Source organism: Mesorhizobium sp. M0174 (genome assembly GCF_040322275.1).
In the GTDB taxonomy this organism is placed as follows: domain Bacteria; phylum Pseudomonadota; class Alphaproteobacteria; order Rhizobiales; family Rhizobiaceae; genus Mesorhizobium.
Genome location: NZ_JAMYTB010000023.1, coordinates 21,916 through 32,985 on the forward strand (window position 1 = coordinate 21,916; position 11,070 = coordinate 32,985).

Below are 11,070 nucleotides of genomic sequence, written 5' to 3' on the forward strand. Positions count from 1 at the left end.
CGTTGCACGCCCGGCGAAATCACGTATCTCTGGCGGAGGGAGCTTCATTGATTCTGCCCTTCGGAATCACTGGATAGGCGAGTTGCTCGACGTAAGTTGATGGAATCGGATCATCGACGCCATAGCGCTCCGGGACAGCGTTACCGGGCAGGTACATCGTTCCGAAGAGCGCATCGATCAATGAAAGTTGACCTGCGAAGTTCTTGTCGTATGCCGCGCGCTCGTGAGCGTGATGCCAATGATGGAACTGGGGTGACGCGATCAACCACCGAAGCGGGCCGATATTCAGCCTGACGTTGGCGTGCAGCAGAAGTCCGTGGACGTGAAAAATTATTGCAAACAGGGCGATCGCCGGGCTGCTGAAACCCAGCAGATATACAGGCACGAGCGACGCGCTCTTTGTCAGAGCCTGGTCAACAGGATGAACCCTGTGCGCCGCCAACCAGTCCAGTTCTTCAATGCTGTGATGAATCGAATGGAAGCGCCACAAAAAGGGAACGGCGTGAAAGGTGCGGTGGGCCAGGTAAAAGCCAACGTCCGCAATGACAATGATCTCTGATACCTGGAGCCAAACAGGTTGCGATGATACTGCGCTGCCGACATAGGCCGGCACCAGCCGCCCCACCGTACTCGTTGCTACCGTGATAGCCGCGATCAGGCCAAGGCTTATCGGGATGCCATTAAACAGCGCATAGACGAGATCATTGAAGAAGGCTTTCCTAAATATCTTCTGATGGGGGCGCAGAGCGAACAGGTATTCGATCGGAACGAAGATCAGAACCGCAATTAAGAGCGCTTTGATATTCAGAATGTCCATACGGCGTCCCGCCGGCAAGACGCAATCCAAGCACTTCGCCAATTTGAGCGCAAGCTAATGATCTCTCACAGGTTGATTGAAAGTTAGTTTGCGCGCCAAACATGTCAGACTGAGAGCCCGCCTAGAACCGTGCGTTGCCATAGATCTGAAGCCCTAGCGTGCAGATAGCGGCGATCGAGATCGGCACACCGAAAGGGACGACGCCTTTGCGATCCAGATGCTGAACGTAGAGGCGGAAGGCGCCTTCGGGCAGCATCAAGGGGTTCTTCACGACTAACGCGGTCGCAAGCGCGAAGACCAGCAACAGCACGGAAAACACCAGGAGCCCGCTGCCGCCGATCAGAAACGAAATCACCGCCATCAGCTTGACATCGCCGGCGCCGACCTTGCGGATGGCCCAGAACGGGAAAAGCGCAACGAACAGCAGAAGGCCGGCAAGCGCGCTCAGGCCCATGTCCCACCACGACCCGGTGAGGATCGACACAAACTGCAGCGAACCCACCCCAAGGCACAAAAGCAGCAGCACGTCGCGGTTAGATATTTTTTGGGTGGTGAAGTCGAGCCATGCAACCCTTGCCAGCAAAGAAACCGCCAGCCCTTTCATCAGCAGCGCTCCGGCAAGCAACATGCTAGCGCCTTACCGTTCGAGGTTCTTCACGCTGGATGACAGGAGTCGCAAATTGTTGGCGACGGTCGGATCGTTGGGAGCCAGTTCGTACGCTTTAAGGAAATTGCTGCGCGCGTCCTGCAGCTTGCCGCGCAGCAGATAGGAATAGCCGACGTTATTGTAATATTCGGGCGTAGGCCCAATCAGCCGGAAGGCCTGGCCATAAGCCCTGTCGGCGAGATCGAAGCGGTGGATGCGGTCGCTGCAGGCGGCGAGGCCCAGCCATGCGACACCATCGTTGGGGGCAAGTTGCGTTGCCTTGTAGAACAGGGCGCCCGCATTGCCATAATTTTCCGAGCGGAACTGGTTCTTGGCTTCGGCAACGGCTTGGTCGGAGGCATAATATTCGACGTCGCTGACCGTCTTCAGTCCGTCGAAGGTATCGCCGAAGGCAGTAAGCTCCACTTTCGCCGGCTCGTTAGTGCGGACGACTCCCGTTGGATCCGTCGCATTCGACTGACATCCGGAAAGCACGACTACCAGCAAACTGGCAGCGGCAACGAGGCACATTGGCCTTTTCATTTTATCCCCCAGGGATCTTTCCGATCCCGTCCCCTGACCAAAGCACATCCCGGTCTAGAAGAAAATGCCCTTCATTCGAATGATCACTGGAAGCATCACAACCATCATCACAACAGGAAAGATGCATAGCCCCAGTGGTATCATCATCTTGACAGGCAAAGCGTTGGCGCGTTCCTCGGCGAAGAGAATTCTTTGTCCCCGCATTTCGTCGCTGTAGACGCGCAAGGCGTCCGTCAAACTGGTGCCGAGCTCTTCGGATTGACGGAACAGCACAGCCAGCGCGCGCGCCTCCTCCAGTCCAACGCGGTCGGATAGTTCGCGCAGGGCCTCGCGCAACGGCTTGCCCGCGCGCAACTGAAGATTCATGATCGCGAGTTGGATACCGAGCCATCTGTGGGTGCCAGCCAGTTCGCTGCCGACACGCTCGACAGCCGCCTCGAGGCTCATGCCGGCATCGGCGCAGGTGATCATCATGTCCATGAAATCCGGAAAGCCGCGACGATAAATCTGCTTTTGTCCCTTTTCGAATCGATCGAGAGCAATGCTCGGAATGACGATGCATCCCAGCCCAAGCAGGGCAGAGCCTGCAAAGGTGACAAGACCGGGAAGTCCGGGTGGCAATATCCGCGACAGGAGCGCAAACGTCACGGAAAAGCCAAGACAGACCGCACCAAGACGCGACAGAGTATAGATCATTGGCGCGCTTGACTGATAGAAGCCGGCGCGAAAGAGCTTTGCGTCCAGCGCGCTGGGCTGGTCGCGTTCTTTTTCGATCGATCTGAAATAGGCGTCGACCGGCCGCTGTGCTGAAATCTTGGCCAGTTCTTCCTGGCCCAAAAGCGAGCGGCGGTTGGGAATGCCCTCTGCCAGCAGGCTTTGCGCAACCAGTTTCCTCGTCTGCAGCGCCGGCAAGACGACGAGCGCGCCCACCAGAAACAGCGCTACGGCCGCCAGGAAGACGGCGATGGACACCAGAAGGCTCAGATCCTGGGTCACAACTTCTATAGCTCCGATCGCTCAAAAATCGAAATTGACCATACGGTACATGATGAAGTCGCCGAGCAGCGCCCAGAACCCGAAAACCAAGAATACAGGCATGATCAAGGGGCTGCCCCATACATCACCGTAGTAGCTGGGGGCTAGGCCCGTGAGGATGGCGAGCATCAAAAGAGGAAACAGGGAAATGATCCACGCGGACATTCGCCCCTCGGCAGAGAGCGCCCTAATCTTCAACCTGAGTTTCTGCCTTTCGCGCAGCACCACTGAGAGATTCGACAGAATTTCGGTAAGGTTGCCGCCGGTCTTGGCCTGAATCGACAGCGACACCGACAGCAAATGCAGACCTTCGAAACCGACGCGCTGCGAGAGTTTTCGCACCGCGTTTTCAAGGCTGAGGCCAAAGGTGATCTCGTCGGAAACAATGCCGAATTCGGTGCCCAGCGGATCAGGCATTTCTCGTGCGACAAGGCTTATAGCCACGGAAGTCGGATGACCGGCACGCAGCGAACGCACGATCATCTCAAGGGCATCCGGCAATTGCTTCGCGAATTTCTGGATTCGCCTGGCGCGCGCGCGGCGGAGAACCAGAAACGGCAGGAGGAATACGATGAGCAGAAAGATGATAAACGAAAACACGGCGGAGAAGTGCAGCAGGAACGCAAATACCAGTGCCAGGGCCAGTCCACCGAGAGCAAATGTCGCGACGAACGACAGCGGATTTCCGGTAACGCCGGATTGCGTGTACAGCCTGTTCAGGCCGACCGCATTGAAAAGAAAGTCGCCCGAGCTGGTAAGCCCACGTTCTTGCAGCAATCGCTGCAAGGTCTGTTCGGCCGGAGCGTCGTCGGCGAGCCGCTTCAGTCGACGGTTGATCGTGCTGACCGTTGAGCGCCGCTTGGAGTAAGTCACATACAGAGCCTCGGCCGCGAGGATGAGCGAGGCAGCCGCCAGTACATAGATGAAGTAGAGCAATGTCTGGCCGGTCAACATTAGAGCGGGACCTGTGGGTTGAACGCGTCCCTGGCGAACTGATGGCCAAGGGTCGCCGCTTCCTGGGCAAAGCGCGGACGAATGCCGGTCGCCCGAAATTCACCAACGATCTGGCCCTCGGCAGTCACATCGCGGCGGACGAAATGGTAAAGTTCCTGAACCTGTACGACATTGCCTTCCATACCGGTGAGTTCTGATATGGAAACAACCCGCCTTCCACCATCGGAAAGCCGTTGCGTCTGCACAATGATGTCGATGGCCGAGGCAATCTGAGCCCGTATTGAATCGTGGCTCATCGGCATGCCGGCCATACCGACCATCTGTTCCAATCGCGATATCGCATCTCGGGGCGTGTTGGCATGAATGGTGGTCATTGAACCTTCATGGCCGGTGTTCATAGCCTGCAGCATGTCGAAGGCTTCCTCGCCTCGCACCTCACCGACGATGATGCGGTCCGGCCGCATGCGAAGCGCATTTTTTAGCAATTCGCGCTGGCGAACTTCGCCCTTTCCCTCAACATTGGGCGGACGCGTCTCGAGACGGCCCACATGCGGCTGCTGCAGTTGCAGTTCCGCTGCGTCCTCGATGGTGATCAGGCGCTCCCTGGCTGGGATGTAGCTCGACAGGGCATTGAGCAGGGTCGTCTTGCCGCTGCCTGTGCCGCCCGAAACCAGGATCGACTTGCGGGCCTGCACGGCAATGCGCAACAGGTCGACCATCGGTTGCCGGATCGAATTAAACGCCATCAGACGTTCGAGCGAATAGGGGTTCTTGGAGAACTTGCGAATCGAGACCAGCGGGCCATCCACCGAGATCGGCCGCACAGCTATATTGACTCGCGACCCATCTTCCAGCCGCGCATCGACCATTGGCGCCGATTCATCGACGCGCCGGCCGATAGCCGAGACGATCTTGTTGATGACACGTAGCAGATGGGCTTCATCGCGAAAGCGGATCGCCGTCTCCTCTATGACTCCCCGCCGCTCGATGAAGACTCGCTTGTGGGTGTTGATCAGAATATCGGAAATCGAATCATCCTTGAGCAAAGGCTCGATCGGACCCAGCCCGAGCATCTCGTCAGCGGTGTCGCTGGTCAATTGGTCAAGTTCGCGGGCGTTAAGCGGCACGTTGCGAGCACGAACGAATTCCCGCACTATGGGGCGGATCTCGTTCAGGATTTCCTCCTTGGACGCACTTTCAAGGGCCGTCAGGTTGAAGCGATCAATCAAGTGGCGGTGGAGCTCGACCTTGAGCGTAAGGAAATCATCCCCCGGCGATTCGAATTCCGCAGAACGGGACAGTACGGGGACTGCCGGCACGATCGGATCAAGCTTCGGCTCGACCCGCGGCTCGCTTGGCCCTTTCGTGAATCGGCCCAGCATTTTGCGCTACCCCCCTTGGACACGCGTTGGGGGAACCTAAACGTCAACCCCGCAAGACGACAGCACCAAGCACTTCCACGAACTCAATGCTCTTGCACAGTTAACACTTAGGTCAAAAAAACATCTCATCTATTCGAAGGAGGCGTCCGGCCGTAAGTATACAAGGGCCTGCCAAAACATCCCCTGTGTCTTTTTGACCACAAGGCGCTTTACGGGCTCCGGCAAGGCCTTGGATATAATGGCATATGCCTATCCGCTAATATCGCCTCGCTTCTGCCACAGGCGCGGCGAAATTGTGAACGGATGGTTACAGACAGGCGAAAAGCAGGCAGATTCAACGTCTTGCTGCAGACAGAATCTCGAAACGTTATTACTATTTCAGGCACAGCCAGGTATAAAGAAGTCAAAGAACCGTTAACTTATTTGACTCTGCTTTTTATCGGCCCCTAGGATTAAGTCGACGGAGGATGCTTAGGTATGCGATTTCATCCTTGGCTCGTCTCGTCAGGGTTTGAACCTCCAAAGGGAGAAATTGGCATGAAAAGGCTCATGACGATGACCCGGCAGTTTCGCGACGACGAACACGGCGCTGCCATGGTCGAATATACCATCCTGCTCGGCATCATCACTGTCGCAGTGATCGCCACCATCATTCTTGTCGGTGGCTGGGTTACCGGCCAGTGGACAACGCTCCAGGCGGCGCTGCCGTGATATCCTGATTGTCATCATTGACGCCGGGAGGTCTCCCGGCGTCGATCCAGGCGGTGGGTGAAGGAGTCTGGCGGGGAAAGAAAGTGCGTGCAAACACTGTCATTATGATCGTTCTCGCCGGCGTATTCGGCGTGCTCGCAGTGGTTCTCGCCAATATCTGGCTGACCAGTCAACGCAGCGCTATGGCGAACACGGACGTGCCGCGCGACACCATTGTGGTGGCGGCCGTGTCTTTGAAATTCGGCGACACGCTGTCGGCCGATAAGCTGCGTGAAATTACATGGCCGGCGGGCGCGGTTCCGGCCGGTGCTTTCAAGACGACAAAAGATCTACTCGCTGGCGAAGGCACAAAGCAGGCGCTGCAGGCGATCGGCGCCAATGAACCCGTTCTTGCCACCAAGATTACCGGTCCCGGCCAGCGCGCCACTCTTTCGGCGGTGCTCGGCGAAGGCATGAAAGCTGTTTCCATCAGAGTCAACGATGTGCTCGGGGTCGCAGGATTCGTTTTCCCAGGTGATCGGGTCGATGTGCTCTTGACCCGCACCGTGCGCAATCCTGGAGGTGCGGACCAGAGTTTCGTCGACGTGCTGTTGCAGAGCATGAAGGTGCTCGCCGTCGACCAGGTCGCTGATGAAAGCACGGACAGTCCGACGGTGGTGAAATCGGTGACCGTAGAGGCTAGCACCAAGGACGCTCAGAAGCTGACGCTGGCCGCCGGCGCCGGCCAGTTGTCGCTGGCGCTTCGCCAGGCAGCAGCCGGCAAGGACGAGATCACCCAACGCATCACGCTTTCCGACCTGACCGGCGAAACGCCGGCCGATGTCGCAGCCAGGCAAGCCGAACTCGCCAGGCAGGCGACGGCGGATGCTGCTGCGGCAGCCGAGCGCAAGCGAGCCGACGACAAGATCAATGGCCTGACTCGGGCCGTCGAACAGGTCGGAAGCCGGCTCGACGACTTGAGCAAAGCAAAGCCTGCTCCGGCCGTGACCTCGGCACCCGAAGCGCAAGAGGTCGTTAATGAAGTGATCAAATATGTGCAGCCGGAGCCGTCAGCCCGTGCGACTATCGGCGTTTTTCGGGGCGTGAAGCTCGAAACATATGACGTACCGCGACAAAGATAACTCTGGTATATGGGATAAAGAGCGTCCGAAGAGCCGCCAAAAGGGGGAATGCAGATGCGAACGGTCCGGAAAACACTGGCAGCCGCCGCGCTGGCCTGTTCGGTGATATTACTGCCGATCGGCCTTGAGGCTACGGCAGCCGATCGCCGTATCGACGTGTCGAACCCCAAGGTCCATCGTGTCTTCCTGCCCATGTCGCAATCGCTGACGATTGAGGTGAATGCCACTCTTGGCGATATCGTCGTCGCCGACGAGAAGATCGCAGATGCCCAGCCGATGACCGACAAGACGCTCTACGTCATTGCCAAGGGCGCCGGTACCACCACCGTCAATCTCTTTTCCGAAGACAAGCGCTCGCTTGGCGTAATCCAGATCGAGGTCGGCGTCGACGTCAATGATATGGCGCAGGCAATTCGGCAGGTAGCGCCCAGATCGCGGATCGATATCGGTTCGGTCAATGGCAAGGTCCGGCTTGGCGGGCATGTGAAGGACGGCGCCACGCTGGCGTCGATCCTGGAAGTGGCCCAGCAATACGGTCCCGACGCGATTATCAATGCCGTTACCGTTGATGACAGCCAGCAAGTTAATCTGGAAGTGCGCGTGCTTGAGGCCAAGCGCAATGCCGGTCGTGACCTTGGTGTGTCGATCCGGAGCACGAACAACAGCGGAACGACACGAACTGGAACGGGCATTGCCGCCGTCGATGAAGATAACGTGGTGCTCGGACCGGGCGGTCTGCTCACTGGCCTGCTGTCGAACACCAATCCATTCGCGGCGCTGATCACTCGCGTCATCGACAGCAACATCAAGGTCGATCTGATCATCGAGGCGCTTGAGGCAAAGGGTGTCGTGCGCATGTTGGCCGAGCCCAATCTCACCACACTTTCCGGCGAGCCGGCCAGCTTCAACGCCGGCGGTGAAGTACCCATCCGCAGCCTCGACAGCGATGGCCAGATCAACATTGTGTACAAGCAGTTCGGCGTAAATCTGCAGTTCACGCCGATCGTGCTCAACGACGTCAAGATCCATATCAAGCTAGCGCCGGAGGTAAGCGACCTGAACGGCTTCACGCCGGCCGGTGACCCGATCTTCACCACCCGCAAGCTGGCGACCGTCGTCGAGTTGCGCGACGGTCAGAGTTTCGCCGTCGGCGGGCTTTTGTCCAGCAAGAATACCAAAATCCAGAGGCAGGTACCATGGCTGGGCCAAGTGCCGATTGTCGGCGCGCTGTTCCACAATTCAAGCAATCAGAAGGAAGAGACCGAACTGGTCGTCATCGTCACCCCGCATATTGTTCGCCCAGTGAAGCCCGGCGAGCAACTGGCGACCCCATTCGACAAGACACGGCCGGCCAACGACCCGGAATTTTTCGTGCTTGGCCAACTGGAAGTAACCAAGGACATGGTGCGCAAATATGAAGTAGGCGAAGGCGTCGTCGGCCCCTATGGCCACATGCTCGACGTGAAATCCAAGGACAAGATGATCTATGTCAAGAAATAGGGTGTTGATCATGCTTTTGTGCGCCAGCGGGCTGACGGGCTGCGCCGACTATCTGAACCGCTACGACACGGTGACATTGGCCGCGGGCGACACCCAGAAATACAATTCGCTTCTGCAGACGGTCGACCCGCTCAATCCGGCGTCGAAAAAGACCACTATTGAAGGGGATGGCGCGCGCGCTGCTGCTCTTGCCCAGAGTTACAAGTTCCCACCGCCACCGCCGCCGCCGCCAGCGATAACGGTCAATGTCGGGACGCCGAAAGACACAGCGGATTGAACGGAAGGATCAGCGCGTCAGGTAAACGAGGGATCCTGGCGCCAAAGAGCAAAAGAGCAAGGCCATGCTGCGTATTGTTCGCGCGTTCTGGCACGATCAGAGGGGAATAGCGCTGATACTGGTCAGCGTCATGCTGCCGGCGATCATCGGGTTTTCTCTGCTGGTGATCGACATGAGCCGGGTCAACAATCTGCACAACGATCTGCAGAAGGGGGCTGATGCGTTTGCGCTGGCGGGCGCGGCTGAGCTGGATGGGACGTCGGACTCTATCAGCCGTGCTGACAGGGCGATCGCTACGCTGGTAAGCAATCGATACACCTTCTCGACCGCCGGCCCTCCTCAAATGCTCGCTTCTGCCGGAGTAACACGCCGATATCTTCGCTCGTTGCCGGCCACCGACAATCTCCCGATTGTGCCCGCCAATGTGATCACCGACGAGCTGAATGACGCCAAACTTGCCCGTTTTGTTGAAGTCACTGTAACCCCGGTCGGGTTTGCCGCAATCTTCCCGGCTTCCTTCTTGTCATCCGGCGCCAGCAACAGTTTCAATGTCGGCGCAGTCGCCGTGGCGGGCTTCACCTCCGCCGTCTGCGATTTCACGCCGGTCTTTATGTGCAACCCCTACGAGACGGTGAACGGGACGAATGCAGCGGGCGGATACACACTTGAGCAAGCCATCGCAAATCCGGCTGTCCATCGTCGACTGATCGAACTGAGGAAGGTCGGAAACGGGGCTGCCGCTGGTCCTGGCAACTTCGGTTTCCTCGAACCTCCGGCCGGTGTGGGCAACGGTGCTCAAGCTCTCGCGCAAACGATTGCAACATCAAGGCCGATTGGTTGCTACAGCTCCGCTAGCGTTAGCACGAAGACTGGCCAGAACGCCGGCCCAGTGCAAGACGCCTTCAATGTTCGTTTCGGCATTGCGGCAAGCGGCAACCATTTTGATAGTGCCGAATACGGTCCAGCCGCGAACGTCCGCAAAGGGGCAATTAAGACCCGAGGGAGCGCAAACCAATGTCCTTCCATGAACCAACTTTCATTCACCGAAGCTGGAACAATGGGCCTTCCGCGCGACGCGACCACTCCATACCTCGGCGGCCGAATGGGCGATGGAAATTGGAATTTCTCTGGTTACTGGAGCACCAACTTTGGCTCCGCTGCCTATCCATCCTCATGGAATACGACCAAGCCGACGCGCTATCAGGTCTACCGTTACGAAATATCGGCCGGGTTGGTAGGCACGGCGTCGACCGGTGGAGAGATCGGAACCCCGTCGGCAGCTTGCCAACCCCCTGTCACGACGGTTGACCGTCGGTTGATTTACGGCGCGATCCTGAACTGCAATGCACTCCAAGCAGCCGGCAGCGATCTGTCCGGCCACAGCACGGGTCTGCCGGTCGAAGCTTTTGCAAGCTTTTTGCTCACTGAACCGGTTGCGTCGCCGTCGGAAGACGCATCCGTGATGGTTGAACTGGTAGACGTTACTGGGGGTGGTGGCCAAGGCACGCTAGACAATTTCCTCCGCGACGAAGCTCAGCTTTACCGGTGATGGCGATGATTGGAATTCTATTGCGTCATCTCGATAGATTTCGATACGACCAGCGCGGTGCAGTGCTCATCGAAATGACGCTGATCACGCCGCTGATGCTGATTTTGGCGGGTGGCGTGTTCGAGTTCGGTAATCTGATTCACGAAAAACTCTTGATGGAAGCCGGGCTTTCAGATGCAAGCCGCTTCGCCGCGCGCTGCAACAGCCAATTGTATACACAAGCCGGGCTTGCGGCGATCAACTGCGCCGACATTGCTGCAAATATCGCGGTGTTCGGCAATGCGGCGGGAACAGGCAGTGCACGCGTCGGCGGCTGGCAGAAATCGAATGTGACGGTGACAATCGCTGCCGCCGGTTCCTGCCATGACGCTGTGGTCGCCGGCGTCGCCCAATATCGATCAACCACCGCGCAGGTCTGTATCGTCAGGGCTGCGGGTACCTTGGCGTACAGCGGGGTCGGCATGCTATCGATCATCGGCCTCGGCCCGATCACGCTGAACGGCTCTCATGAGGAGCGGCTGATCCGGTTCTGATC

General features: G+C 58.0%; 12 protein-coding genes. 6 read left to right on the forward strand and 6 right to left on the reverse strand.

The genetic code is table 11. The features are described from left to right. Window positions 1–19: 19 nt before the first annotated feature. From NKJ13_RS26920 to NKJ13_RS26945, 6 genes are all read right to left on the reverse strand, one after another. Window positions 20–817: a sterol desaturase family protein gene (locus tag NKJ13_RS26920; RefSeq protein WP_352706310.1), complete on the reverse strand. Its 798-nt coding sequence runs from the start codon at window positions 815–817 to the stop codon at window positions 20–22. 121 nt (window positions 818–938) lie between these two features. Then, window positions 939–1,445, reverse strand: coding sequence for a prepilin peptidase (locus tag NKJ13_RS26925; RefSeq protein ID WP_352706312.1), 507 nt, complete (start codon window positions 1,443–1,445; stop codon window positions 939–941). A 9-nt stretch (window positions 1,446–1,454) separates the two neighbouring features. Then, window positions 1,455–2,006, reverse strand: a complete 552-nt coding sequence (locus NKJ13_RS26930; protein ID WP_502896167.1) for a tetratricopeptide repeat protein — start codon at window positions 2,004–2,006, stop codon at window positions 1,455–1,457. 54 nt (window positions 2,007–2,060) lie between these two features. Further along, the gene (locus NKJ13_RS26935) at window positions 2,061–3,002 is read right to left on the reverse strand and encodes a type II secretion system F family protein (protein ID WP_502899860.1); all 942 of its coding nucleotides are present in this window, start codon (window positions 3,000–3,002) and stop codon (window positions 2,061–2,063) included. A 21-nt stretch (window positions 3,003–3,023) separates the two neighbouring features. Continuing rightward, complete coding sequence (locus NKJ13_RS26940; RefSeq protein ID WP_352542681.1) at window positions 3,024–3,995, reverse strand: type II secretion system F family protein; 972 nt, start codon at window positions 3,993–3,995, stop codon at window positions 3,024–3,026. Next, window positions 3,995–5,377, reverse strand: coding sequence for a TadA family conjugal transfer-associated ATPase (locus NKJ13_RS26945; protein ID WP_352706318.1), 1,383 nt, complete (start codon window positions 5,375–5,377; stop codon window positions 3,995–3,997). Before NKJ13_RS26945 ends, NKJ13_RS26940 begins: the two co-directional genes overlap by 1 nt. A gap of 537 nt (window positions 5,378–5,914) precedes the next feature. Between NKJ13_RS26945 and NKJ13_RS26950 the strand changes: the two genes are divergently transcribed. The 6 genes from NKJ13_RS26950 to NKJ13_RS26975 all read left to right on the forward strand — a co-directional run bounded on the left by NKJ13_RS26950 (window position 5,915) and on the right by NKJ13_RS26975 (window position 11,068). Then, window positions 5,915–6,088: a Flp family type IVb pilin gene (locus NKJ13_RS26950; RefSeq protein WP_352719138.1), complete on the forward strand. Its 174-nt coding sequence runs from the start codon at window positions 5,915–5,917 to the stop codon at window positions 6,086–6,088. 83 nt (window positions 6,089–6,171) lie between these two features. Beyond that, window positions 6,172–7,209 (forward strand): Flp pilus assembly protein CpaB, encoded by a 1,038-nt coding sequence (gene cpaB, locus NKJ13_RS26955; RefSeq protein ID WP_352739459.1) that lies wholly within the window; start codon window positions 6,172–6,174, stop codon window positions 7,207–7,209. A 54-nt stretch (window positions 7,210–7,263) separates the two neighbouring features. Next, window positions 7,264–8,709: a type II and III secretion system protein family protein gene (locus NKJ13_RS26960; RefSeq protein ID WP_502899861.1), complete on the forward strand. Its 1,446-nt coding sequence runs from the start codon at window positions 7,264–7,266 to the stop codon at window positions 8,707–8,709. A 10-nt stretch (window positions 8,710–8,719) separates the two neighbouring features. Beyond that, complete coding sequence (locus NKJ13_RS26965; protein ID WP_352739456.1) at window positions 8,720–8,986, forward strand: hypothetical protein; 267 nt, start codon at window positions 8,720–8,722, stop codon at window positions 8,984–8,986. A gap of 64 nt (window positions 8,987–9,050) precedes the next feature. Then, a complete protein-coding gene (locus tag NKJ13_RS26970; protein ID WP_352778842.1) occupies window positions 9,051–10,535 on the forward strand; it encodes a TadE/TadG family type IV pilus assembly protein in 1,485 nt (494 codons plus the stop codon). 5 nt (window positions 10,536–10,540) lie between these two features. Beyond that, on the forward strand, window positions 10,541–11,068 hold the full coding sequence (locus tag NKJ13_RS26975) for a TadE/TadG family type IV pilus assembly protein (protein WP_352778844.1): 528 nt from the start codon (window positions 10,541–10,543) through the stop codon (window positions 11,066–11,068). Window positions 11,069–11,070 lie beyond the last annotated feature (2 nt).

What these genes read in the sequence shown, in the direction of transcription:
- NKJ13_RS26960 (WP_502899861.1), top strand. Translation starts at nt 7,264, where the DNA reads ATGCGAACGGTCCGGAAAACACTGGCAGCCGCCGCGCTGGCCTGTTCG.
- NKJ13_RS26970 (WP_352778842.1), top strand. Translation starts at nt 9,051, where the DNA reads ATGCTGCGTATTGTTCGCGCGTTCTGGCACGATCAGAGGGGAATAGCG.
- NKJ13_RS26940 (WP_352542681.1), bottom strand. Translation starts at nt 3,995, where the DNA reads ATGTTGACCGGCCAGACATTGCTCTACTTCATCTATGTACTGGCGGCT.
- NKJ13_RS26975 (WP_352778844.1), top strand. Translation starts at nt 10,541, where the DNA reads ATGATTGGAATTCTATTGCGTCATCTCGATAGATTTCGATACGACCAG.
- NKJ13_RS26965 (WP_352739456.1), top strand. Translation starts at nt 8,720, where the DNA reads ATGCTTTTGTGCGCCAGCGGGCTGACGGGCTGCGCCGACTATCTGAAC.
- NKJ13_RS26930 (WP_502896167.1), bottom strand. Translation starts at nt 2,006, where the DNA reads ATGAAAAGGCCAATGTGCCTCGTTGCCGCTGCCAGTTTGCTGGTAGTC.
- NKJ13_RS26945 (WP_352706318.1), bottom strand. Translation starts at nt 5,377, where the DNA reads ATGCTGGGCCGATTCACGAAAGGGCCAAGCGAGCCGCGGGTCGAGCCG.
- NKJ13_RS26925 (WP_352706312.1), bottom strand. Translation starts at nt 1,445, where the DNA reads ATGTTGCTTGCCGGAGCGCTGCTGATGAAAGGGCTGGCGGTTTCTTTG.
- NKJ13_RS26950 (WP_352719138.1), top strand. Translation starts at nt 5,915, where the DNA reads ATGAAAAGGCTCATGACGATGACCCGGCAGTTTCGCGACGACGAACAC.
- NKJ13_RS26920 (WP_352706310.1), bottom strand. Translation starts at nt 817, where the DNA reads ATGGACATTCTGAATATCAAAGCGCTCTTAATTGCGGTTCTGATCTTC.